Source organism: Rhizobium chutanense, assembly GCF_002531935.1.
In the GTDB taxonomy this organism is placed as follows: Bacteria; Pseudomonadota; Alphaproteobacteria; order Rhizobiales; family Rhizobiaceae; genus Rhizobium; species Rhizobium chutanense.
Window position 1 is genome coordinate 417,368 of the sequence record NZ_NWSV01000003.1, and the last position, 21,808, is coordinate 439,175.

22 protein-coding genes and 1 pseudogene are annotated in these 21,808 nt (G+C 63.8%); 10 read left to right on the plus strand and 13 right to left on the minus strand.

From position 1 onward, the window contains the following. Window positions 1-41: 41 nt before the first annotated feature. Window positions 42-554 (plus strand): annotated as a pseudogene (locus CO666_RS07090) (DUF1697 domain-containing protein); the annotation flags it as partial. Window positions 555-600: 46 nt separating this feature from the next. Here CO666_RS07090 and CO666_RS07095 read toward each other — a convergent pair. After that, window positions 601-2,058 carry an MFS transporter gene (locus CO666_RS07095; RefSeq protein ID WP_097611357.1) on the minus strand — a complete coding sequence of 486 codons (1,458 nt, stop codon included), beginning with the start codon at window positions 2,056-2,058 and terminating at the stop codon, window positions 601-603. Between the two features lie 256 nt (window positions 2,059-2,314). Here CO666_RS07095 and CO666_RS07100 point away from each other — a divergent pair, with 256 nt between their 5' ends. Further along, window positions 2,315-3,817, plus strand: a complete 1,503-nt coding sequence (locus CO666_RS07100) for a protein adenylyltransferase SelO (protein ID WP_097611358.1) — start codon at window positions 2,315-2,317, stop codon at window positions 3,815-3,817. Window positions 3,818-3,958: 141 nt separating this feature from the next. Continuing rightward, a complete protein-coding gene (locus tag CO666_RS07105) occupies window positions 3,959-6,298 on the plus strand; it encodes a glucose/quinate/shikimate family membrane-bound PQQ-dependent dehydrogenase (protein WP_097611359.1) in 2,340 nt (779 codons plus the stop codon). Window positions 6,299-6,672: 374 nt separating this feature from the next. On the opposite strand, the gene bla is transcribed toward CO666_RS07105, so the two are convergent. From bla to dmeR, 3 genes are all read right to left on the minus strand, one after another. Then, the gene (gene bla, locus CO666_RS07110; RefSeq protein ID WP_097611360.1) at window positions 6,673-7,602 is read right to left on the minus strand and encodes a class A beta-lactamase; all 930 of its coding nucleotides are present in this window, start codon (window positions 7,600-7,602) and stop codon (window positions 6,673-6,675) included. 92 nt (window positions 7,603-7,694) lie between these two features. Then, window positions 7,695-8,711 carry a CDF family Co(II)/Ni(II) efflux transporter DmeF gene (gene dmeF, locus CO666_RS07115; protein ID WP_097611361.1) on the minus strand — a complete coding sequence of 339 codons (1,017 nt, stop codon included), beginning with the start codon at window positions 8,709-8,711 and terminating at the stop codon, window positions 7,695-7,697. Window positions 8,712-8,734: 23 nt separating this feature from the next. Beyond that, window positions 8,735-9,007 carry a Ni(II)/Co(II)-sensing transcriptional repressor DmeR gene (gene dmeR, locus CO666_RS07120; protein ID WP_049734460.1) on the minus strand — a complete coding sequence of 91 codons (273 nt, stop codon included), beginning with the start codon at window positions 9,005-9,007 and terminating at the stop codon, window positions 8,735-8,737. A gap of 999 nt (window positions 9,008-10,006) precedes the next feature. Here dmeR and CO666_RS07130 point away from each other — a divergent pair. Further along, window positions 10,007-10,501, plus strand: coding sequence for a GNAT family N-acetyltransferase (locus CO666_RS07130; RefSeq protein ID WP_097611362.1), 495 nt, complete (start codon window positions 10,007-10,009; stop codon window positions 10,499-10,501). Here the strand turns inward: CO666_RS07130 and CO666_RS07135 are convergent. The 4 genes from CO666_RS07135 to CO666_RS07150 form a co-directional block, all read right to left on the minus strand. Continuing rightward, window positions 10,498-10,752, minus strand: coding sequence for a hypothetical protein (locus CO666_RS07135; RefSeq protein WP_097611363.1), 255 nt, complete (start codon window positions 10,750-10,752; stop codon window positions 10,498-10,500). The genes CO666_RS07130 and CO666_RS07135 overlap by 4 nt on opposite strands. 23 nt (window positions 10,753-10,775) lie before the next feature. Next, window positions 10,776-11,690, minus strand: a complete 915-nt coding sequence (locus CO666_RS07140) for a c-type cytochrome (protein WP_097611364.1) — start codon at window positions 11,688-11,690, stop codon at window positions 10,776-10,778. Between the two features lie 137 nt (window positions 11,691-11,827). After that, window positions 11,828-12,268, minus strand: a complete 441-nt coding sequence (locus CO666_RS07145) for a c-type cytochrome (protein ID WP_097611365.1) — start codon at window positions 12,266-12,268, stop codon at window positions 11,828-11,830. 128 nt (window positions 12,269-12,396) lie between these two features. Next, window positions 12,397-13,032, minus strand: coding sequence for a LysE family translocator (locus CO666_RS07150; RefSeq protein ID WP_097611366.1), 636 nt, complete (start codon window positions 13,030-13,032; stop codon window positions 12,397-12,399). 130 nt (window positions 13,033-13,162) lie between these two features. On the opposite strand from CO666_RS07150, the gene CO666_RS07155 reads away from it, so the two are divergent. Continuing rightward, on the plus strand, window positions 13,163-13,855 hold the full coding sequence (locus CO666_RS07155; RefSeq protein ID WP_097611367.1) for a helix-turn-helix transcriptional regulator: 693 nt from the start codon (window positions 13,163-13,165) through the stop codon (window positions 13,853-13,855). Window positions 13,856-14,081: 226 nt separating this feature from the next. On the opposite strand, the gene CO666_RS07160 is transcribed toward CO666_RS07155, so the two are convergent. Next, the gene (locus CO666_RS07160) at window positions 14,082-14,927 is read right to left on the minus strand and encodes a metallophosphoesterase (protein WP_097611368.1); all 846 of its coding nucleotides are present in this window, start codon (window positions 14,925-14,927) and stop codon (window positions 14,082-14,084) included. Between the two features lie 107 nt (window positions 14,928-15,034). Further along, entirely contained in the window at window positions 15,035-15,637 is a 603-nt protein-coding gene (locus CO666_RS07165; RefSeq protein ID WP_003569477.1) for a superoxide dismutase, read from the minus strand. A 210-nt stretch (window positions 15,638-15,847) separates the two neighbouring features. Here CO666_RS07165 and CO666_RS07170 point away from each other — a divergent pair, with 210 nt between their 5' ends. From CO666_RS07170 to CO666_RS07180, 3 genes are all read left to right on the plus strand, one after another. Next, window positions 15,848-16,174: a hypothetical protein gene (locus CO666_RS07170; protein ID WP_097611369.1), complete on the plus strand. Its 327-nt coding sequence runs from the start codon at window positions 15,848-15,850 to the stop codon at window positions 16,172-16,174. Window positions 16,175-16,382: 208 nt separating this feature from the next. Further along, the gene (locus CO666_RS07175; protein ID WP_097611370.1) at window positions 16,383-17,036 is read left to right on the plus strand and encodes a class I SAM-dependent methyltransferase; all 654 of its coding nucleotides are present in this window, start codon (window positions 16,383-16,385) and stop codon (window positions 17,034-17,036) included. Between the two features lie 64 nt (window positions 17,037-17,100). Continuing rightward, window positions 17,101-17,832 (plus strand): sulfite exporter TauE/SafE family protein, encoded by a 732-nt coding sequence (locus CO666_RS07180; RefSeq protein WP_097611423.1) that lies wholly within the window; start codon window positions 17,101-17,103, stop codon window positions 17,830-17,832. Window positions 17,833-17,847: 15 nt separating this feature from the next. On the opposite strand, the gene CO666_RS07185 is transcribed toward CO666_RS07180, so the two are convergent. Then, window positions 17,848-18,189, minus strand: a complete 342-nt coding sequence (locus tag CO666_RS07185) for a nuclear transport factor 2 family protein (protein ID WP_097611371.1) — start codon at window positions 18,187-18,189, stop codon at window positions 17,848-17,850. Window positions 18,190-18,306: 117 nt separating this feature from the next. Between CO666_RS07185 and CO666_RS07190 the strand changes: the two genes are divergently transcribed. Beyond that, entirely contained in the window at window positions 18,307-19,572 is a 1,266-nt protein-coding gene (locus tag CO666_RS07190) for an MFS transporter (protein WP_097611424.1), read from the plus strand. Here the strand turns inward: CO666_RS07190 and CO666_RS07195 are convergent. Continuing rightward, complete coding sequence (locus CO666_RS07195) at window positions 19,534-20,151, minus strand: TetR/AcrR family transcriptional regulator (protein WP_097611372.1); 618 nt, start codon at window positions 20,149-20,151, stop codon at window positions 19,534-19,536. The genes CO666_RS07190 and CO666_RS07195 overlap by 39 nt on opposite strands. 114 nt (window positions 20,152-20,265) lie before the next feature. On the opposite strand from CO666_RS07195, the gene CO666_RS07200 reads away from it, so the two are divergent. Continuing rightward, entirely contained in the window at window positions 20,266-20,937 is a 672-nt protein-coding gene (locus tag CO666_RS07200; RefSeq protein ID WP_097611373.1) for a glutathione S-transferase N-terminal domain-containing protein, read from the plus strand. A 12-nt stretch (window positions 20,938-20,949) separates the two neighbouring features. On the opposite strand, the gene nadE is transcribed toward CO666_RS07200, so the two are convergent. Beyond that, entirely contained in the window at window positions 20,950-21,783 is an 834-nt protein-coding gene (gene nadE / locus CO666_RS07205; protein ID WP_097611374.1) for an ammonia-dependent NAD(+) synthetase, read from the minus strand. Between the last annotated feature and the right edge of the window lie 25 nt (window positions 21,784-21,808).

Sequence of the window (21,808 nt, forward strand, 5' to 3'; positions counted from 1 at the left end):
GCAGAGGGGCGGCCACGGCACAAGGGTCAAGGGAGAGAGAAATGCCCGTCTACATCGCCCTCCTCCGCGCCATCAATGTCGGCGGCACTGGCTCTTTGCCGATGACCGAACTCAAGGCGATTTGCGAAGACCTCGGCTTTACCGACGTGAAAACCTACATCCAGAGCGGCAACGTGGTTTTCCGCTCGGATGAGGCGGAAAAGACGGTCGAGAAAAAACTCGATGAAGCGCTCGGCCGCAAGATGGGCAAACATCCAGGCGTGATGGTGCGAACCCGTCAAGAGCTTGACGATATCGTCGCCAACGCCCCTTTCCCCGACGCCAAGCCGAACTTCCTGCTCGTCTACTTCCTGCCCGAAAAGGCATCCGCCGATGCGCTGGAGAAAATGGTGGCGCCGGATGGCGAGGAGGCGAAGCTCGCCGGCCGGGAGATCTATGTGCATTATTCCAATGGGTCCGGCCGTTCGAAACTGAAGCTGCCGGCGCTGAAACCCGGCACCTCGCGCAATCTCAACACCGTGCGCAAACTTGCGGAAATGGCGGCTGACATGGAGGTGAGAACTGAGTGCGGCGCGCAGAATTCGATTCAAGCGACGCGTCTCAAGTCTTTGTTTTTCCATCAACCTTCGTCCGCCTGGCCTTGTAACCGCTGATCTCCTCGCCTGATGTCGGCGAGAAACGCAGGTTCCAGACCGTGGCAGTGATCGAGATGAGAGTGACGACGATGAAGGCGGTGGAGAAATCGGCGAGCGACGGCGTCTCGACATTGTTGAAGGCCATCGAGCCGTGCAGCGCCAGGGCCCCGATGCAGATGCCGAGCGACAGCATGAGCTGCTGAAAGGTCGTGTAGAAACTCGTCGCCGAGCTCATCCGCTCCTTGTCGATCTCGTCATAGGCAATGGTGTTATAGGCCGTGAACTGGAACGACAGGAAGAAGGCGCTGAGCACCAGCACGATGAAGATCAGCGGCATCGGCCAGTCCGGCCGGAAAGCGGCGCAGAGGCCGTAGCCGACCGTGCCGAGGATGCCGTTGAGGACGAGGCTGCGGCGGAAACCGAGCCGGCTGAAGACGAACTTCGCCATCGGCTTCATGGCGAGAGCGCCGAGTGCGGTGGCGATGACGATCTGGCCGGCCGCGGCGGCGGACAGGCCGAAACCGATCTGGAAGAGCAGCGGCAGCAGGAAGGGCTGCGCCCCTTGGGTGATGCGGGTCAGCGAACCGGCGATGACGGATGTGCCGAAGCTCGGCACCTTCATCAGCGAAAAATCCATGATCGGCGACGGATGCCTGCGGGCATGCCTGAGATAGCCGATGCCGAAGATGAGGCCGATTGATATCAGGAAGATCGAGAAGGCGCCCTCGCCTTCATGGCTCGACATTTCGAAGCCGAAGAGCAGCGAGCCGAGCGAGATGCCGGAGAGCACGAAGCCGATCGTATCGAAGGGTCCGCTCGCCTTGCCCTTCACCTCATCGATATAGATCGAGACGAAGATCATGCCGATGATGCCGACCGGCACGTTGATGTAGAAGATCCAGCGCCAGTCGAGATAGGTGACGAAGAAGCCGCCGAGCGGCGGGCCGACGATCGGGCCGATCAGCGCCGGCACCAGCAGCCAGGACATGGCACTGACCATATCCTTGCGGGCGACGCTGCGCATCAGCACCAGGCGCCCGACCGGCATCATCATCGCGCCGCCCATGCCCTGCAAGAGCCGCGCTAGCACCAGGAAGGACAAAGTCGGCGCCAGCGCACAGAGGATGGAGCCGGCGACGAAGACGGCGATTGCCGCGCGGAAGACGGTGCGGGAGCCGAAACTGTCGGCCATCCGGCCGCTCGCCGGAATGAAGATCGCCAGGCTGAGGAGATAGGAGGTCAGCGCGATCGACATGGCCGGCGCGCTGACGGCGAAATCGCGCGCCATGGTCGGCAGCGCGGTCGCCAGCACGGTCGCGTCGATATTTTCCATCAGCATCGCGCTCGCGACAATCATCGCGATCACCCGGAAATTGGGCGCGGCGCGCCGAACCATCGGCGCCTGGTAGATCTGATCCGACATCGTCCGGAATCACTCGCGGTGGCGCGGCGGAGCACACAAGGCAGCAAGGCCGCGGAGATGACATGGCACAAGGCCAAAGGGGAGACGATCTGCTATACGCTTGAGATCATGGCGGCGCTATGTCCTTTATGGCAAAGCTGCTTTGACGAGAGGGAAAGGCGGATCACGATTCCTTGCATCGCCCTAATGTTCGTGAAGGTCGTTCAGCCGGCATGAGCGGCTTGCGCCGCAGACACCCCGGCCCTACCTATGAAGCATGACCTCCGCCCTTGAGACAAATCGGCCCGGTGCGGCCTTTCCGTTCGACAACAGCTATGTCGGCTTGCCCCCGCGCTTCTTTGCGGCCCAAGCGCCGACGCCGGTGGCCGAGCCCTGGCTGATCAAGCTGAACGAGCCGCTGGCCGCCGAGCTCGGGCTCGACGTCGAGACGCTGCGGCGCGACGGCGCTGCGATCTTCTCCGGCAATCTCGTCCCCGAAGGGGCCGAACCGCTGGCGATGGCCTATGCCGGCCATCAGTTCGGCGGCTTCTCGCCGCAGCTCGGCGACGGGCGCGCCATCCTGCTCGGCGAGGTGGTCGACCGCAGCGGCCGGCGCTTCGATATCCAGTTGAAGGGTGCCGGGCCGACGCCTTTCTCGCGCCGCGGCGACGGGCGGGCGGCCATCGGGCCGGTGCTCAGGGAATATATCATCAGCGAGGCGATGTTTGCGCTCGGCATTCCCGCCACGCGGGCACTGGCGGCGGTGACGACGGGCGAGCCGGTCTATCGCGAAGAGGTGCTGCCGGGCGCGGTCTTCACCCGCGTCGCGGCCAGCCATATCCGGGTCGGCACCTTTCAGTATTTCGCCGCGAGAGGCGACACCGACGGCGTGCGGGCGCTGGCCGACTATGTCATCGACCGGCATTATCCGGCGCTGAAAGCGGCCGAAAATCCCTATCTCGCGCTGTTCGAGGCAGTCTCGGAGCGCCAGGCGGCATTGATCGCCCGCTGGCTGCATGTCGGCTTCATCCACGGCGTGATGAACACCGACAATATGACCGTCTCCGGCGAGACCATCGATTTCGGCCCCTGCGCCTTCATGGATGCCTACGACCCGGCGACCGTCTTCTCGTCGATCGACCAGCACGGCCGTTATGCCTATGCCAACCAGCCGGGCATCGGCCAGTGGAACCTTGCAAGGCTCGGCGAAACACTGCTGCCGCTGATCGACGAAGAGCCGGACGGTGCCGTCGACAAGGCGAACGGGGTGATCCGCGCCTATGGCGAACGCTTCCAGGCGCATTGGCTGGCCGGCATGCGAGACAAAATCGGACTTGCCGGGCAAGAGGACGGCGATCTCGAACTGGTGCAGGCCTTGCTGTCGCTGATGCAGGCGCAGGGCGCCGATTTCACCCTGACCTTCCGGCGGTTGTCGGATCTTGCCGGCGATGAGGCCGCGGAGCCCGCCTTTGCGGCAAGTTTCCGCGAGGCGGAGACCTGCGGCGCCTGGCTTGCCCAATGGCGCGAGAGGCTGTCACGCGATCGGCAAACCGGGGCCGAGCGCAGCATTGCCATGCGCGGCGTCAATCCGGCCTTCATTCCGCGCAATCACCGGGTCGAGCAGGCGATCGAGGCCGCGGTCGAGAACGGCGATTTCTCGCTGTTCGAGGCGCTGCTCACCGTGCTTTCGAAACCCTATGAGGACCAGCCGGGCTTTGCCGCCTATCTGGAACCGCCGAAGCCGAACGAACGGGTGCTTGCGACCTTCTGCGGGACGTGAGCAGCCCCAATACAACCGTACCGTGACGACGGCCTGCGGCAATTGCGGCCGTTGAAAGGCATCTCCTTCGCGCTATCTGGCTGATCGGCGGGGCTTTTCCGCCGATCCCTCACCCGGCGAAATCAAGCGGGAGACAGCCTTATGGCGATCGTCATCACCTCGATCTTCTTCATCATCATCGGGCTGGCGCTCGGCGGCGGCGGGCTGTGGCTCGTGACACTCGGCGGCAGTGTCTTCTATCTGTTCGCCGGGCTTATGTTCCTGATCACCGCCGGGCTGCTTCTGATGCGCAAGGCGGTGGCGCTCTGGGTCTATGCGGTGCTCGTCGTCGCCGCACTCGCCTGGGCGGTCTGGGAGGTCGGCTTCGACTGGTGGCAGCTGGGACCGCGCGGCGGCATGATCATCCTGCTCGGGCTCTGGCTGCTGACGCCGTGGATCCGCCGGCCGCTCGGCCTGCGCAGCCCGACCGGCTTCACCTATGGCGCCAATCCCTGGCCGCTCACCGTGCCTGTCATCCTCGCCATCCTTGTCGCCGTCTATTCGATGACGAGGGACCCGCACGATCTCGCCGGCGAGCTGCCGGCCGACAAGGTCGCCGCCAACCCCGCCTTCGGCGGAAGCGTGCCGGATGGCGAATGGCACCAGTACGGCCGCACGCCTTTCGGCCAGCGTTATTCGCCGCTCGACCAGATCACCGCCCAGAACGTCTCGACGCTGAAGGAAGCGTGGCGATACCAGACCGGCGACGTCAAACGGCCGGAGGATATCAGCGAGACGACCTATCAGGTGACGCCGCTGAAGGTGAAGGACACGCTCTATCTCTGCACGCCGCACAACTGGGCGATCGCGCTCGACGCCAAGACCGGCAAGGAGAAATGGAAATACGACGCCAATTCCGGCATGAACCCCAACCGACAGCACCAGACCTGCCGCGGCGTCACCTATTATGCCGATCCAACCGTCGCCGCCGGCCAGCCCTGCGCCGAACGTATCTATCTGCCGACATCGGACGCCCGGCTGATTGCGCTCGATGCGGCGGACGGAAAGGTTTGCACCAGTTTTGCCGACCAGGGCGTGCTGCATCTGGAAACCGGCATGCGCTACAATCCGGCCGGCTATTATTATTCCACCTCGCCGCCGGTGGCGGTGGCCGGCAAGATCATCGTCGGCGGAGCGGTGAACGACAATTATTCGACTGAGGAGCAATCCGGCGTCATCCGCGCCTTCGACATCAATAGCGGCGCGCTGATCTGGAACTGGGATTCCGGCAATCCCGACGTGACGACGCCGATCGCCGACGGCCAGACCTACACGACCAACTCGCCGAACAGCTGGTCGGTCTTCAGCGTCGACGAAGCGCTCGGGATGGTCTACATCCCGCTCGGCAACCAGGTGCCCGACCAGCTCGGCATCGGCCGCAGCGACAATGTCGAGAAATTCTCTTCCTCGATCGTCGCCCTCGACATCGCCACCGGCCAGCTGCGCTGGGTGCGCCAGACCGTGCATCACGATCTCTGGGACATGGACGTGCCGGCTCAGCCTGTGCTGATCGACCTGACGAAGCAGGACGGCACGGTGGTTCCCGCCCTTGTGGGCCCGACCAAGCAGGGCGATCTCTATGTGCTCGACCGGCGCAGCGGCGAGCCGATCATCCCGGTCAAGGAAATTCCCGCACCCGGCGGCGCGATCACCGGCGATCATACTTCTCCGACCCAGCCGATCTCCGATCTCACCTTCTCGCCCGAGCCTCTGCAGGAAAAAGACATGTGGGGCGTGTCGCTGTTCGACCAGCTCGCCTGCCGCATCGACTTCCATCGTTACTATTACGAGGGCCGTTATACGCCGCCTTCGCTCAAGGGGACGATCGTCTATCCCGGCAATTTCGGCACCTTCAACTGGGGTTCGGTGGCGGTCGATCCGGAGCGGCAGATCATGTTCGGCATGCCGACCTATCTCGCCTTCACCTCACGCCTGGTGCCGGCCGCCGACATTCCGCCGAGAGGCCAGGACGAAAAGGGCAGCGAACAGGGGCTGAACCGCAATGACGGCGCACCCTACGGCGTCTTCATGGGCCCCTTCCTCGGGCTCTTAAAAATCCCCTGCCAGGCGCCGCCATGGGGCTATGTCGCCGGCGTCGATCTGCGCACCGGCAAGATCGCCTATATGCACAAGAACGGCACCGTCCGCGACATGACGCCATTGCCGCTGCCCTTCAAGGTCGGCGTGCCCGGCATCGGCGGACCGATGCTGACCAAGGGCGGCGTCGCCTTCCTCGGCGCTGCGGTCGACAATTACCTGCGCGCCTATGACGTGATGAACGGGAAAGAACTCTGGCAGGCGCGGCTTCCGGCCGGCGGCCAGGCGACGCCGATGACCTATACGGCCGACGACAACAAACAATATGTCGTCATGGTCGCCGGCGGCCACGGCTCGGTCGGCACCACGCCTGGTGATTATGTGATTGCGTATACGTTGCCGTGATGGGAAGGCTGCGCCTTGAACCACATTGAACCTGCAAGTGGAAAAACGACATCACCGGGGCGCTGACGATCTGGACATATGATTGGGTGTAGCCTGGTCAGAGCCGCCGGCGAGTTTCCGGCACTGCGCTCCTAAGTCGATCGTGCCTGCGCGCGTCCGGCTTTCAAAAGAGCCTATGACGGCCGGATGGCGCATTTCGCGGCGGGGGATCGATAAAAGGAAGACCCCTCCCCAACCCCTCCCCACAAGGGGGCGGGGCTTAACCTGCCGCACCGGTTTTCCCTATCTGCGACGTTTCGAGTGGAACGAGGCGGACGCTCCGGGTTAGCCCCTCCCCCTTGTGGGGAGGGGTTGGGGAGGGGTTTTCTGGCGATTCACACCATCTCGACGATCATCCGCCCAACCTCGGCAAAGATCGGGTTGAGATCCTTTACCGGCACGGTCGCCTCGGCGATGTAGACGGCGGCGGCGATCGGGCCGCGGTCGGGGGGCCAGATCACGGCGATATCGCCGAGGGAGCCGTTCGGACCGGTGCCGGTCTTGTCGCCGACCTTCCACTCCTGGGGCAAGCCGGCTCTCAGCCGCTCGCCGCCGGTGGTGCTTGCCACCAGCCAGGCGATCAGCCGGTCCGAGGAGGCCTCTGTCAGCACCGAGCCGAGGGTCAGGTTGCCGAGTGTATCGAGCATCGCATCCGGTGTCGTGGTGTCGCGCGGATCGTCCTTTTTGCCCTCGTTCAGCGTCGGTTCGGTGCGGTCGAGACGGGTCGTGCCGTCGCCGATCGAGCGCAGCCAGTCGGTCAGACCAGCCGGCCCGCCAAAGCTTTCCAGCAGCAGGTTGCCGGCGGTATTGTCGCTGACCGTCACCGCCGCTTCGCAGAGTTCGGCGATCGTCATGCCGTCGGCGCCGGCATGTTTTTCGCTGAGCGGCGAATAGTCGACGAGCTTGTCCCTGCCGTAGGTCACCCGCCGGTCGAGCTTCTCCTCGCCCTTGTCGACCCGGGCCAGCACAAAGCCCGCGGCCAGCGCCTTGAAGGTGCTGCACATCGGAAAGGCCTCGCTGCCGCGATAGCCGAAAGAGATGCTCGTCTGGGTATCGAGCACCGAGACGCCGAGGCGGCCGCCGGTGCGTTTTTCCAACGCGGCAAGACGTCTCTCGACGTTATCGTCGCCCTCCCCGGTCTTTTCCTCGGCCCCCTGCTCGGCCCCCTCCTCGGCATTGGCGGGAAGCGCCGGCGCGGGCAGGCCCAGAGCAGGTAGGCAAAGCGCCGAGCCGAGCAGCAGGCGGCGGGTAAGGCTGAGATCCATGACATCCTCCGGTGAGTCGGAGAACAGAGCTAAGACGAGATTGCGGCGGCATCTCGTTCCCACGGCAACACTATTGCCGTCGCGCTGCCCGATTACGCGGCGCGCGTAACCTCAACTGTCACATGCGACAATTCCGTCAGCGCCGAAAGCCTGCCCTTGTAGAAGGCCGGCTCGCGCGGCGTCGAGGTAACGACGGCAACGATGGTGGCGTGGTGGCCGGGACCGACCTGCCAGACATGCAGATCGGTGATCCGGTCTTCCCCGGTCTCGATCGCCTCGCGGATTTCCGCCGGCAGCGTCTCGCCGTGCGGGACGACGTCGAGGAGAACGCCGCCCGAGGCTTTCATCAGGCTCCAGGACCAGTTGGCGATAACAAGGCCGCCGACGATGCCCATGATGGGATCGAGCCAGAGCCAGCCGTAGAGACTGCCGAGCGTCAGCGCGGCGATGGCGAGCACCGAGGTCATGGCATCGGCGATGACATGCAGATAGGCGGCGCGGATATTGTTGTCGCCGGGCTTTGCATGATGGTCGTGGGCATGATGATCGTGGGCGTGATGGCCATGATCACCATGACCGTGATCATGGTGGTGGTGACCATGATGATGCGCGTGCGCATGATGGCCATGCGCGGCATGACCGCCGCCGGCCAGCAGCCAGGCGCTGATCAGATTGACGGCAAGACCGATCACCGCGACGGCAATCGCCTGGGCAAAGCCGATCGGCACCGGGTTCGAAAGGCGCAGCCAGCTTTCCCAGGCCATCAGCAGGGCGATCAGCGCCAGGATGATGGCGCTGGCGAAACCGGCGAGATCGCCGAGCTTGCCGGTGCCGAAGGTGAAGCGCGGGTTGCGCGCCTGCCTGCGGGCGAAGAGATAGGCGAGCGCCGAAATCAGCAGCGCGCTGGCATGGGTCGACATGTGCCAGCCATCGGCGACCAGCGCCATCGAGCCATAGGCCGTGCCGGCGGCGATCTCCGCCACCATCATCACCGCCGTCAGCGCGATCACCAGCCAGATGCGCCGCTCGTTCACCGCATGATCGGCGCCGAGGAAGATATGATCATGTTCAAGGGCATCGATTCCAGCCTTGTCGATTCCGGCACGCATTACAGGCTCCTTCGTCACGGCACTCAGCGGATATAGGTTCTCAGCACTTCCGATATTTCCTCGACCGCCTCCGCCCTCGCCGCGTCGTCATCGGCATTCAGCACGTGTTCGCGCAGATGATCGTCCAGCACCTCGCCGGTCAGCCCGGTCAGGGCGCCGCGGACGGAGGCGAGCAGTTGCAGGATTTCGCCGCAGGGTCGCTCGGCCTCGAGCGCCCGCTCGACCGCTTCCATCTGCCCCTTCAAACGGCTGACGCGGGCGATGAGTTTCTTTTTCTGCAGGGTAGTGTGCGACATGGTGGTTTTATATAACATAGGGGGGTATAGTATATCAAGAGAATGGAGATGGGCTCTGAGATAGCCGATACGTAGCCCATCCGGCTGCCGCCACCTTCCCGTAAACGGGGCGAAGGGACCATGCCGCGCCCTCTCCGTCCCGGGGTTATGTAGCAAATGCCACCAACTACCGGCCCAACGAAGCGATGTACGTTCACACAAACTATTGCTTCCCATACCCCATGAATTGAGCGCACAATCCAACTGGCTCACCAAGCCGAAGGACTACGAGGGGCGGTCCATGGTTTCCTCACCAGCAACAGCACTTGTGGTGCCTTTTGCGGTCTTACTGACGGGTCTGTTCGCACAGAGCGATGCCCACATGGCGGCTGGCGGTTGGACCTACCCACCCGCCTGTTGCAATGGCAACGATGTCGGTGGTGACTGCCAAGCGATTCCGAGTTCGGACGTCACGAAAGGGCCATTCGGATTCTCAATTCACCTTCATCCGGGAGACCATCATCTTGTGACCAGAAATCAGCTATTGTTAATCCCTTACGGAAAGGAGATTCCATCTCACGACCATGACTATCACATCTGCCTTCAGCCAACAGATGACCGTTCTGACGCTGCAGGGATGGGGCGAGATGGAAAATACCGCGTTAACTGCTTCTTTGTGCCTCCAGACGGTGTTTGATTGGGAAATCCTCTCGTCGTTCCGTGATGGCAGTGGGCACGAGGTGCGCGGTTCAGTCGTAGTCACTCCTGCCACAAAGCATTCCGCAGATCCTTTGGCCAACCGGACGGCAAGGGACGGGACACGCGCGATCCGCCATTGACAAATGCGGCATTTCCGACGATTGATGCTGCATGATCAAAAACGCGCACCAGAGCCGCTCGTATTTTTGGCTGTACCTGTAAAGGGCGGCCCGACAGATCATATTGTCAACAAGCCGCCGTCAGGCGGCTTTGTTGTATCGGCAGCGTCCTGACGGCAGACTATCAAAGGACGCGAAGACCATGACCGAAATCGAAGACAGCGAAATTTCACTGATGCGCCCATCGGTGGTGACGATTCGCGCCGCCAAGCCGCGCGACCTGCCCGAGCTCAACGAGATGATCGCCCTGCTTGCCGGCCATCACGGCGATGCGGCGGCAACGACGCCGGAGCAGCTGGAGCGCGATCTCTTCGGCCCGCTGCCCTGGATCCAGGCGCTCGTCGCCGAGACCGGCGAAGGGCTGATCGGCTACGCCATTCTCGTGCCGCTCTACAGGGCGCAGGAAGGCAAGCGCGGCATGGACCTGCACCATCTCTTCGTGCGCGACGGCCATCGCGGCCACGGCACCGGCCAACTGCTCGTCGACCGCGCCCGCGAGACTGCCCGCAATGCCGGCTGCGGCTACCTCTCCGTCAGCGCCGCCACCGGCAACGTGCTGGCGCACCGCTTCTATGAACAGCTGGATTTCACCCCGCGGCCGGTCACCGGCATGCGCTACATGCAATCGATCGCTTAAGTCGGCGGCTTCTGCCTTTCATGCGCCGGCCGCGTCGCCCATTGGTGGAGCGCGGCCTTGACGAAGGCAAGAGCAGCGGCGCGCGCCGACGCCAGATCGCGGGGGTCTTCCAGCCTTTCGGCGAAGCGCGCCTCCATCGCCCTCATCGTCTCGTCGAACCAGCCGGCAAGCAGTACGTTGCGCCCGGCAAGACCGGCACGCATGCGGGTAATGACGAGATCGAGTTGTTCAAGAGTCGGTTTGGTCTTCATCGATAGCCTCGAGACTGCGCGCTCTAACGGCCCGGCACGGCCTTCAGATAGGCGGCAATCGCCTCGCGGTCGGCGGCCGGCAGGTGGGCGATGTTCTGCTGCACATCGACCATCGAGCCGCCGACGGAATCGAATTCGGGGGTGAAGCCGGTTTCGAGGTAGCTGGCGATATCGGCCTCGCTCCAGCCGCCGATGCTCTTGGAGGCCGGGGTGATATCGGGTATGCGGCCCTTGCCTTCCGGATTGGGCGCACCGGCCAGCCACTGCCCCGCCTGGAAGCCGCCGAGCGCATCGCGCGGCGTGTGGCATTCGCCGCAATGACCGGGGCCCTCGACGAGATATTGCCCGCGCTTGATCTTGTCGTCGCTCTTTGCCAGCGCGACACGCGGCTGATCGTTGAAATAGAGGAATTTCCAGCCGCCGAGCGCCGGCCGGATGTTGAAGGGGAACGGCAGTTCATGCGGGGGAGCGACGTTCGCACTCTTCGGCAGGGTTTTCAGAAAGGCGAAGAGATCGTTGACGTCCTTATCGCTCATGCGGGCATAGGAGGCGTAGGGAAAGGACGGATAGAGATGCTGGCCATCAGGGCCGACGCCGCGCTTCATCGCATTGCCGAACTCCGCAAGCGTCCAGCTGCCGATGCCGGCCTTTTCATCCGGCGAGATGTTCGGCACGTGGAAGGTGCCGAAAGGGCTCTTCAGCGCCAGACCGCCAGATAGCGTCAGCTTGGCATCGCCTTCCGAACCCGGGGCGGCATGGCAGCTGACGCAGCCGCCCGTCCAGAACACCAGCTGGCCATTGACCGGATCAGGCGCGCCGAGACCGGCCCAATGGCTTTCCGGCAGCGGATCGGGTGCGGTGACGAGATAGAAGGCGCCCCCGCCAAGGACGGCGACGCCGATCAGACAGAGCAGTAACCGGATGAACCTGCGGATCATGCCCCGCCTCCCCTTTTTGCCGAATTTTCTGTGCGGCGCGATTCTGCGACCGGCCTCGCACGGGCGGAGAATAAGGTGATCCGCGCCGGCAGCAAGGCCGGCGCGGATCGTGTATCAAGTTCAGATCAAACGGCCTATCAATCCTTGATGCGATAGGCCTTGTGACAGCCGCCGCAGCTGGCGCCCAGCGTGTTGACCGTGGCGCCGACAGCGGCGGGATCGGCCGGAAGCTGGGCGAGCGCGGTTTCGGCGTCGGTGGAGAGCTTGGCGGCGCGCGCCTTGAAGTCATCCATGTTTTCCCAGATCTTCGGGCTCGCCTCTTGGTCGCCCGTTTCCGTGCCCGGCTTGAACTGATCGGGAAAAACCTTGGCCGTTGTGGCAATCGTCGTCAGCGCCGCCTTCACGGCTTCGGCGTCATAGGGCTTGGTGCCCTTGGCGATGGCGCTGAGGGCGCCGGCCGCACCGCCGATCTGCTTCATCAGGGCAATGCGCGAATCATGCGTGCCGTCGGCGGCGGTCACCGAACCGAGGGCTATTGCGGCCATCGCTGCGGCGGCAGCTACTGCTTTCCAATTCATATTCCTCTCCAATTTTCTGAAGGCCAAGGCGGCCGGCGGCCAATCTGCACCGGGAGCATGACAAAATCCATGGCGGGAGATAGTCACGTTTTGCCGGATCGCCATAAAAACAATGTGATACGAACAGCTCAAGCGCTTTTCCAACCCTGCCAGAGGCTCAAGGCGGAGACCGCAACCAGCAACAGGCCGGCGAAGCGGCCGACAAAGGCGGTGGCGTCGGGATTGGCGACGAGCAGGTCGCGGCTGCGGCCGGCCGTCATCGCCAGCGTGCCGTAGACGGCGAGCTGGGTGACGACGGTCATGGCTCCCATGATCAGGCCCTGCATCCAGACCGGCCCGTATTCCGGCTTCAGGAACTGCGGATAGACCGCGAACATGAAGATATAGGCCTTCGGATTGACGAGACAGGTGACGGCGCCCTGGCGGAAGGCACGCCAGCCGGAGCGCGCCGTTCCCGGCCCGACCGCCTCGACGGTGATCGAGCTGCGGATCAGCGAAATGCCGATCCAGATCATATACGCGACGCCGGCAAAGAGCAGCACGTTGAAAAGCTGCGGCAGCATGGTGACGAGCAGGCCGACGCCGGCCGCGCCATAGGCCGAATGCACCGCGCCGCCGGCCATGATGCCGCCTGTCGCCGCCAGCCCCCGCCTGACGCCGCCGGTCAGCGAATTGGCGAGCACAAAGAGCATATCCATGCCGGGCACGATGATGATGCCGAACAGAAGGGTGAAGAAGAGCCAGAGGTTTTCGTGGTAGTTCATGTCAGTTACCGCCTTGAGTTCTGCGGGCTTTTTGGAAAGACCCTGATTGTTTTCAATCCGATAGGCGGATCTATACGGGAACCCAACTGACAGTGTATTGTCAGGAGCGTTGGGGATGGGAGAGGCAAAAATGCGCAAGGCCTCGCGGCTTTTCGAGATCATTCAGATCCTCAGGCTCGCCAGAAAGCCGATGACGGCGGCTCACATGGCCGAGACGCTCGAAGTGACGGTCCGCTCGATCTATCGCGATATTTCAGCCCTTCAGGCAATGCGGGTGCCGATCGAGGGCGGGCGCGGCATCGGCTACATCATGCGGCCGGGCTTCGACCTGCCGCCCTTGATGTTCTCGATCGAGGAGATGGAGGCGATCGTGCTGTCGCTGGCGCTGCTCGACCGGACGGCGGACGAGGAGCTGAAACAGGCGGCCCGCCGGGTCAACCGGAAGATATCAGCCGCCGTGCCGGCGCCGCTGCGCCAGGCGATGGACAGCAAGGCGCTGTACGCCTGGGGCTCGAGCGCGCAGCCGGCGGGCCTGGATCTCGCGATCGTGCGCCGGGCGATCCGCGACGAATGCAAGCTGAAGCTCGGCTACCGCGACGAACTCGGCCGCGCGACCGAGCGAACGGTCCGGCCGATCGCGCTGATCTACTATTCGCAGACCGCCAATATCGTCGCCTGGTGCGAACTGCGCCAGGCGATCCGCAATTTCCGCAGCGACCGGGTGGAGCACTGTGAGGAGGCCGCGGATTTCTTCAAGGGCGAAGGCGACAGCTTGAGGGAATTGTGGACGAGCGGGTGGACGGAGGCGCCGGTGACGGTTTGATGGGGCGCGCCTTAGGAAAAACCCCTCCCCAACCCCTCCCCACAAGGGGGAGGGACTTACCTGGGGCTCCACCTCGTTCCTTCTCGAAACGGCGCGGATATGGAAAGGGGGTGCGGCAGTTTAAGCCCCTCCCCCTTGTGGGGAGGGGTTGGGGAGGGGTCTTGAACACTCGCGCGAACCGGGCAGTAGCGAGACAGCCCGCAAAGGACGAACGAGCCGCCTGCCGCTAATAAACCAGCGTGCGGCTGTCTTCCCGGCCGAAGCCGTGGATTTCGATGCGGTCGGCATGCACCTCGACGATCGCGAAGGCGTTTTCTTTCTCGGTGTCGACCACGCCCTTGAAATTGACGAAGTGGCAGGCGCCGGCCTTGCCGTAATTGCCGGCATGGTCGTGGCCGTTGAGATAGGCGACGACATGGGGCTGCGCGGCGAGCAGCGTCACGATGCGCTCGCTGTCCCACATGCCGTGCTCGCAGGGCGGATGCACCGGATAGTGGTTCATGACGATGACCTGTTCACCGGCGGCGGCAGCGCTGGCGATTTCATCGGCCAGCCAGGCGAACTGTGCGTCGCTGAGTGCGGCATTCCAGCGATGGGCATTCGCCGCACCTTTGGCCTGCAGCGCCGCCAGCATCTCGGCAGCCAGGGCCCGATGAGGATGGCCTTCCGGCGGCGCGAAGGTGCTGACCTCGTTGCCGTCGAGCACGATGAAGCGCCAGCCGTGGCGGGAGAAGCTGTAATAGGGCGACGGCAGGCCGAGACGCGCGGCGACTTCGGAGAGATGGCCGGGCGAGACCGAGAAATCGTGATTGCCGAGCAGGAAGAGCGCCTCGTGCCGGAGCTTGTCATAGACCGGCAGGATATCGTCGAAGCTTGAGAAACTCCGGTCGATGACATCGCCGAGCGTCATGACGAAGCTCAACTCCCAGCCGTTGAAGACCTCGATCGCCTCGGCAACCTTGGCAAGGCTGCTGGCGTAGTGGCGGTCCATCGCCTGATGCGGCGGAATTGCGGCATATTGCGGGTCGGCGATGATGCCGAAGCGGAACAGGGGAGAAGCGAAAGAAGACATGGGGGCGTGATTAGGAGCAGCCGGTGACAGGGATGTGACGGCTTGGCGTGAAAACGAAACACCCGGCGTTTGGGGCGCCGGGTGCCGAATGTTCAGATGAAAACCGCTTACTTCGTGGCTTCTTCGTAACGTTCCAGGACGTAGTCCCAGTTGATCAGGCTGTCGACGAAGGCTTCGAGGTACTTCGGTCGGGCGTTGCGGTAGTCAATGTAATAGGAGTGTTCCCAGACGTCGACGCCGAGGATCGGGGTGGCGCCGTGAACGAGCGGGTTTTCGCCGTTCGGGGTCTTGGAGATTTCGAGCTTGCCGTTCTTGACGGAAACCCAGGCCCAGCCCGAGCCGAACTGGGTGGCGCCGGCATTGGCGAAATCGGCCTTGAACTTGTCGTAGCCGCCGAGATCGGAGGCGAAGGCGGCTTCGAGCTTGCCCGGCAGCTTGTTGCCGCCGCCGCCCTTCTTCATCCACTTCCAGAAATGGATGTGGTTGTAGTGCTGGGCGGCGTTGTTGAAGAGGCCGGCATTGGTGCCGAAGGACTTCTTCACGACGTCTTCGAGCGAGAGGTCCGAGAGACCGGCTTCGGCGGCGAGCTTGTTGCCGTTGTCGACATAGGCCTTGTGGTGTTTGTCGTGGTGAAACTCCAGCGTTTCCTTCGACATGAAGGGAGCAAGCGCTTCGTAATCATAGGGAAGTTCAGGCAATTCGAAAGCCATGTCAGATCTCCTCTTGGCAATAGATTGCGTCTCGGCAGGTGAGGCGGAACATAGGAGGGGAAGCACGGAGAGGCAACCGGCGAAATATCAAAAAACGACCGGCCGGAGGAAAATTTGCCTCAGTTGCAGGGCTTCATTCGCGCGGGCAAATCGCCCGGCTTGCCCGCCGCGAAAACCGCTTTGCCTGTGAGAGATCAAGGGAGACCCGATATGAACAGGAATATAATCCAGCTTCTGGCGGCCGCCGCGCTGCTTTCGCTCTCGGGCGCGGCGCATGCCTCCTCCGACGAGGCGTGGAGGCAGCTCGCCGCCGACGTCGAGGCCAAATGCAAGCAGGCGGCGGTCGCGCTCGAAAAGCCCGCCGCCACCGTCGACCCCTTCGGCAGCTCGCATTATGGGCTCGCTCTGGTGACGGGCAAGCCGAAGGGCGCCAATGGGCTGATCGCCCAGATCTGCGTTTACGATAAGGAAAAGAAATCCGTCGAGATCGGCAGCGAGCTGGACGCCGAAAAACTCGGGCTCATGCCGGCAAAATAGGCTGCCGCGGGGCCAGAGCATTTCCGTTCTTCGAATCACGAAGATGCTCTATCTCTTTGTTTTTACACAATTCCGGACGCAAAACCGCGACGCACTTTTGCTGGAATTGCTCTTAGCCGCCTTTCAAATCCGTGCCTTGCGTCACATTGCGCGGGGAACCGAAACCTACTCTCGGGAGTTGAAAGAAGGGTTAGGGAGGCGCGCCGACATGTCAGAGCTTCGCGGCAGGGCGGAAGATCAGCAGAAAATCTATCAGCGCTGGGCACCAGTCTATGACCGGGTCTATCGCGGCATCCTGCGCGATGGTCACCGCAAGCTGGCAGCACTCGCCGCCGCAGCCGGCACCGATATTCTGGAAATCGGGGTCGGCACCGGCCTGACGCTCGGGCATTACCCGCGCCACTGCCGGGTGACCGGCATCGACATTTCCGAACACATGATCGCGCGGGCGCGGGAAAAGGCAAAACGCGAAAATCTTGCGCATGTGCAGGCGCTCGAGGTGATGGATGCGCATGCGCTCACCTTTGCCGACCGGTCTTTCGATGCGGTCTGCCTGCCCTTCGTCATCACCCTCGTCCCCGAGCCCGAACGGGCGCTCGACGAATGCGCCCGGGTGCTCAGGCCGGGCGGCGAGATCATCCTCGCCAGCAAGCTCGGCGACGGCGCCGGCCTGCAGGGCGCGATCGAGACGGCGGTGGCGCCGCTGGTGCGCCACATCGGCTGGTCCTCCGCCTTCCGCATTCATCGCATCCTCGCCTGGGTCCAGCGCCGCGGCGATTTTGCCGCTGCCGAGATCCTGCCGGTCTTTCCGAACGGTTTCTTCAAGATCGTCCGACTGAAGCAGCGCGGGCCTGCCGCCTGAGAAGGATTTTTTCCCCGCATTCGCGGCTTCCACTATAATGCCGGCATTCGCCCGAGGGGACCGCATGACATCGGACTTCTTCTTTTTCATCGTGGTGGGCTTTTGCGCGCAGATCGTCGACGGCGCACTCGGCATGGCCTTCGGCGTGCTGTCGACGACGAGCCTTCTCGCCTTCGGCGTGCCGGCAGCCAATGCCAGCGCCATGACGCATGTGGCGGAAATGTTCACGACCGCCGCGTCGGGCCTGTCGCATGCCTATCATCGCAATGTCGACTGGCGCCTGGTGGCGCGGCTCGCGCCGGCCGGCATGATCGGTGGCGCGATCGGGGCCACCCTGCTCGCCAATATCGACGGCAAAACGATCGCGCCCTTCGTCTCGGCCTATCTGATCGCGATCGGGCTGCTGATCCTCTACAAGGCGTTTCGGCCACCGGGCAGGCGCGAGGTGCGCGACTGGGCCGTGCCGCCCGTCGGGCTTTGTGGCGGCGTGCTCGATGCGATCGGCGGCGGCGGATGGGGACCCGTCGTCACCAGCACGCTGGTCGGCCGCGGCCACGATCTGAAGCGGGTGATCGGCTCGACCAACTTCACCGAATTCGCGGTGACGCTGACGATTTCGCTGACCTTCGTCGTCACGCTCGGCTGGTCGGAGCTCAATTCGGCGATCGGCCTGATCATCGGCGGCGTTATCGCCGCCCCTTTCGGCGCCATGCTCGTCAAGCGGCTGCCGGTGCGGCCGCTGATGGTGGCGGTGTCGATGGTCATCATCGCGACGTCGGCGATGCGCATCTTCTAAGCCGTCTCCGCGAACTTACAGATTTCGGCCGAAATAGACCTCCACGGAGGCGATCCTGTCGCCGCGGAAGCGCAGGCTTTCCATGTTGGCGAAGCTGCCGCCGTCCAGTTTTTCGGCGCGATAGCGAACAACAGCCTCGTCGCCCTCGACCGCCAGGAATTCGATCTCGATCGCGCGGAAGACCGGCTCCTTCGGCCAGCAGCGCTCGAAATAGGCCGCCCGGTCGATGTGGTCGTCACGCGGACTGGAGAAGGTAAAATCCTCCGTCAGCATGGCGCCGACAAGGTCCTTGCGATCGGCGAGATAGGCGGTGTAGAGATCGCGGACAGTCTGTTGCCTGGATCGCATCTCGTTCATGGCAAAACCCTCCGATTATCCGATTGCATTATGCAATCGGTTACCTTTTACCACTTTCACCCGAGATGATCCAGCTTGCGGCGCCACGGCGCCCGCAGGATCGACGCCGAGGCAAGAATGACCGACACGCAACGGGACGCGGCCAGCGCTGGAGCCGGCTCGATCTACTGGAGGCGCAACCTTGCCGTCTCGCTGATCGGCTCCTTCACCACGATCGTGGCGATGACGCTGCTGCTTCCCTTCCTGCCGCTTTATGTCGAAGAGCTCGGCGTGACCGATCATGCGGCGATCGTGCAATGGTCGGGCATTGCCTATGGCGCCACCTTCCTGGCCGCCGCTCTCGTCGCGCCGCTCTGGGGGCGGCTCGGCGATATTTACGGCCGTAAGCTGATGCTGGTGCGCGCCAGCCTCGGCATGACGGTGGCGATCTCGCTGATGGGCATGGCCGGCAATGTCTGGCAGCTGGCGGCGCTGCGCCTCTTCGTCGGGCTTGCCGGCGGTTATTCCTCCGGCTCGATGGTGCTGGTGGCGACGCAGACGCCGAAGGACCGTTCAGCCTGGGCGCTCGGCGTGCTCTCTTCCGGCATCATGGCCGGCAATCTCGTCGGGCCGCTGATCGGCGGCGCGCTGCCGCGCATCATCGGCATCCGCGGCACCTTTCTCGCCGCCGGGGCTTTGATCTTCCTGGCCTTTCTCGCCACCGCCCTGCTGATCAAGGAGGAGAAGTCGCCGGCCCGCAAACAGGCGGCCAAGGCGAGCGGCGGCTGGAAATCCATCGCCGACAAGCGCCCTGTGATCGCGATGCTGGCGACCGGCATGCTGTTGATGTTCGCCAATATGTCGATCGAACCGATCATCACCGTCTATGTCGCGCAGATCGTGCCGGCGGCCGATGAGGTGACAATGATATCGGGTCTCGTCATGTCGGCGGCCGCGCTCGGCAGCATTCTTTCGGCCTCCCGGCTCGGCAGGCTCGCCGACAGGATCGGCCACTGGCCCGTCATCGCCGGCGCGCTTGCCGTTGCCGGGCTGCTGCTGATCCCGCAGGCGCTCGTCACCAGTTCCTGGCAGCTGATCATGCTGCGCTTCCTGATGGGCGCAGCCCTCGGCGGGCTGCTGCCCTGCATCGCCGCCGTCATCCGCCACAGCGTGCCGGACAGTGCTGCCGGCAGCATTCTCGGGCTTTCCATCTCCTCGCAATATGTCGGCCAGGTCGCCGGCCCCATCCTCGGCGGCTTCGTCGGCGGGCATATCGGCATGCGCTCGGTGTTCCTCGGCACCTCACTGCTGCTTCTGGCGGGCGCTGCCTATGCCTGGATGGTGCGGCCGAGGGAGGCCAAGACATCAACCATGCAGGCTCCCGCAGATCAGCTCGACGCCTGAGCGGGCGATCGCCTCCAGCACCTCGCGGCTGTCGCCGGCACGGGCGCGCACGGCGAGCGAATGCATGACGGCGGAGGCCAGCCTTGCCAGCATCTGCGGGTTGGCGCTCTCTGGAAGTTCGCCGCTTTCGACCGCAAGGCGCATGCGCTTTTCGATCTCGCCGTCGAAATCGTTGAGGCTGCGGCCGAGCACCGCGCGGACCCGCTCATGCTCGACCGCTTCGGCCGTCGCCGTGCCGATCAGCAGGCAGCCTCGGGCGGCGGTCTCACCATGCAGATAGATCGCCAGCGCAGCGGCATAGACGCGGGCGAGATTGTCGCGCAGCGGTAGTGACGGGTCGAGCGCTTCCGCCAGCACCGCCATGCCGTCCTGCCGATAGGCTTCCAGCGCATCGAGATAAAGCGCTTCCTTGTCGCCGAAGGCGCCGTAGAGGCTCGGGCGGTTGAGATTGGTCGCGGCACTCAGATTGTCGAGCGAGGCGGCGGCAAAGCCCCGGTCCCAGAAGACATCCCGCGCCTTGCCGAGCGCCGCCTTGGCGTCGAACCCCCGCGGGCGGCCGCGCTTCTTCTCATCCTTCATATTTTGTACCGTTTCGCATTAAATTCTTGACGAGAATTATTTTATGCGGAACAGTACAGATATTCAACGGTATCGGGGTCGGCATCGACCGCCTGATGAGGAGAGGAAACCGCAATGAAACTTTATATGCACGCCGCCGCCTGCTCGCTTTCGCCGCACATCATCTGCCGGGAGCTGGGGCTGGATATCGAACTCGTTCAGGTCGACCGGCAGACCCAGAGAACCAGCGACGGCAAGGACTATCTCAGCATCAACGGCAACGGCTATGTGCCGGCGCTGATGCTCGACGACGGCAAGGTGCTGACCGAGGGGCCGGCGATCGTGCAGTTCCTCGCCGAAGGTTCGGCCTTGCTGCCCGAACTCGGCGACATCAGCCGCAACGAGGTGCAATCCTATCTCAATTTCATCACCGCTGAGCTGCACAAGCCGATGGTGCTGCTGTTCAACCCGGTTTATTCCGGCGTGCATGGGGAGATCCGAGCGCTGATCTCCAAACGGCTCGCCTGGCTGAACGGCCGTCTCGCCGGACCCTATCTCACCGGCGAGGCCTTCACGGTGGCGGACGCCTATCTTTTCGTCTGCCTGAACTGGTCGCCCTGGACCGCGATCGACCTCAAGCAATGGCCTGATCTGCACGGCTTCATGGCCCGGGTGGCGGCACGACCGAAGGTGCGCGAAGCGCTGCAGGCCGAAGACCTCCAGGCTTTCGATGCCGACGGCGTCTATTTCGCGCCACAGGCCTATCTCGCCTCGGCCGGACGGACCGGCGAACCGGTCCGGCCATAGCGTCGGCCGCGCTCAGAGAGTGTTGACGGCGACCGGCAAAGCGCGCTTGTGGGCGGTCGCCCGATAGGCGGCGAGGATGCGGCGGCGGGCGATCTCGCCGACCGGCTTGCCCTCGAGGAAATCGTCGATCTCGTCGTAGCTGACGCCGTATGCCTCCTCGTCGGGGCGCAGCGGCCGCTGATCCTCGAGATCGGCTGTCGGCACCTTGAACACCAGTTCGTCCGGGGCGCCGAGCCGCTTGGCCAGCAGGCGGACGCGGCGCTTGTTGAGGCCGGCGAGCGGCAGGATATCGGCGGCGCCATCGCCGAATTTGGTGAAGAAGCCCATCACCGCCTCGGCGGCGTGATCGGTGCCGATGACGAGGCTGCCGAGCGCGCCGGCGAGCGCGAACTGGGCGATCATGCGCTGGCGAGCCTTGATGTTGCCGAGGATGAAATCCTGCCGGCCGGCATCGGCGAAGGCGAGGCCGCCGTTCTGAGCCGCCGCCAGCATCGCATCCGCCGCCGCCTTGATGTTGACCACCATCGTGCGATCCGCACCGATCGTTGCGAGCGCCCTCGCCGCATCGGCCTCGTCCGCCTGGATGCCGTAGGGAAGCCGCACGGCGATGAATTCCGCCGCGTGGCCGCCGTCCCGCAGCTCGCGCACCGCCTTCTGAGCCAGCAGCGCCGCCGTCAGCGAATCGACGCCGCCGCTGATGCCGAGCACGTAGCCGCGCATGCCCGACGCCACGAGATAATCCTTGAGAAAGGCGGTCCGCCGCTCGATCTCGTGCTCGGGATCGATCTCGGCGGCAACGCCGAGATCGCGAATGATCTCGCCTTGTTCGTCGGACAGCACGGTCATAAGCCTCTTCCTCCCACGTATGGAA

What these genes read in the sequence shown, in the direction of transcription:
- CO666_RS07200 (WP_097611373.1), top strand. Translation starts at nt 20,266, where the DNA reads ATGAAACTTTATATGCACGCCGCCGCCTGCTCGCTTTCGCCGCACATC.
- CO666_RS07170 (WP_097611369.1), top strand. Translation starts at nt 15,848, where the DNA reads ATGAACAGGAATATAATCCAGCTTCTGGCGGCCGCCGCGCTGCTTTCG.
- CO666_RS07175 (WP_097611370.1), top strand. Translation starts at nt 16,383, where the DNA reads ATGTCAGAGCTTCGCGGCAGGGCGGAAGATCAGCAGAAAATCTATCAG.
- CO666_RS07135 (WP_097611363.1), bottom strand. Translation starts at nt 10,752, where the DNA reads ATGAAGACCAAACCGACTCTTGAACAACTCGATCTCGTCATTACCCGC.
- CO666_RS07195 (WP_097611372.1), bottom strand. Translation starts at nt 20,151, where the DNA reads ATGAAGGATGAGAAGAAGCGCGGCCGCCCGCGGGGGTTCGACGCCAAG.
- dmeR (WP_049734460.1), bottom strand. Translation starts at nt 9,007, where the DNA reads ATGTCGCACACTACCCTGCAGAAAAAGAAACTCATCGCCCGCGTCAGC.
- CO666_RS07180 (WP_097611423.1), top strand. Translation starts at nt 17,101, where the DNA reads ATGACATCGGACTTCTTCTTTTTCATCGTGGTGGGCTTTTGCGCGCAG.
- CO666_RS07150 (WP_097611366.1), bottom strand. Translation starts at nt 13,032, where the DNA reads ATGAACTACCACGAAAACCTCTGGCTCTTCTTCACCCTTCTGTTCGGC.
- nadE (WP_097611374.1), bottom strand. Translation starts at nt 21,783, where the DNA reads ATGACCGTGCTGTCCGACGAACAAGGCGAGATCATTCGCGATCTCGGC.
- CO666_RS07165 (WP_003569477.1), bottom strand. Translation starts at nt 15,637, where the DNA reads ATGGCTTTCGAATTGCCTGAACTTCCCTATGATTACGAAGCGCTTGCT.
- CO666_RS07105 (WP_097611359.1), top strand. Translation starts at nt 3,959, where the DNA reads ATGGCGATCGTCATCACCTCGATCTTCTTCATCATCATCGGGCTGGCG.
- CO666_RS07095 (WP_097611357.1), bottom strand. Translation starts at nt 2,058, where the DNA reads ATGTCGGATCAGATCTACCAGGCGCCGATGGTTCGGCGCGCCGCGCCC.
- CO666_RS07185 (WP_097611371.1), bottom strand. Translation starts at nt 18,189, where the DNA reads ATGAACGAGATGCGATCCAGGCAACAGACTGTCCGCGATCTCTACACC.
- dmeF (WP_097611361.1), bottom strand. Translation starts at nt 8,711, where the DNA reads ATGCGTGCCGGAATCGACAAGGCTGGAATCGATGCCCTTGAACATGAT.
- CO666_RS07130 (WP_097611362.1), top strand. Translation starts at nt 10,007, where the DNA reads ATGACCGAAATCGAAGACAGCGAAATTTCACTGATGCGCCCATCGGTG.
- bla (WP_097611360.1), bottom strand. Translation starts at nt 7,602, where the DNA reads ATGGATCTCAGCCTTACCCGCCGCCTGCTGCTCGGCTCGGCGCTTTGC.
- CO666_RS07140 (WP_097611364.1), bottom strand. Translation starts at nt 11,690, where the DNA reads ATGATCCGCAGGTTCATCCGGTTACTGCTCTGTCTGATCGGCGTCGCC.
- CO666_RS07190 (WP_097611424.1), top strand. Translation starts at nt 18,307, where the DNA reads ATGACCGACACGCAACGGGACGCGGCCAGCGCTGGAGCCGGCTCGATC.
- CO666_RS07145 (WP_097611365.1), bottom strand. Translation starts at nt 12,268, where the DNA reads ATGAATTGGAAAGCAGTAGCTGCCGCCGCAGCGATGGCCGCAATAGCC.
- CO666_RS07100 (WP_097611358.1), top strand. Translation starts at nt 2,315, where the DNA reads ATGACCTCCGCCCTTGAGACAAATCGGCCCGGTGCGGCCTTTCCGTTC.
- CO666_RS07155 (WP_097611367.1), top strand. Translation starts at nt 13,163, where the DNA reads ATGCGCAAGGCCTCGCGGCTTTTCGAGATCATTCAGATCCTCAGGCTC.
- CO666_RS07160 (WP_097611368.1), bottom strand. Translation starts at nt 14,927, where the DNA reads ATGTCTTCTTTCGCTTCTCCCCTGTTCCGCTTCGGCATCATCGCCGAC.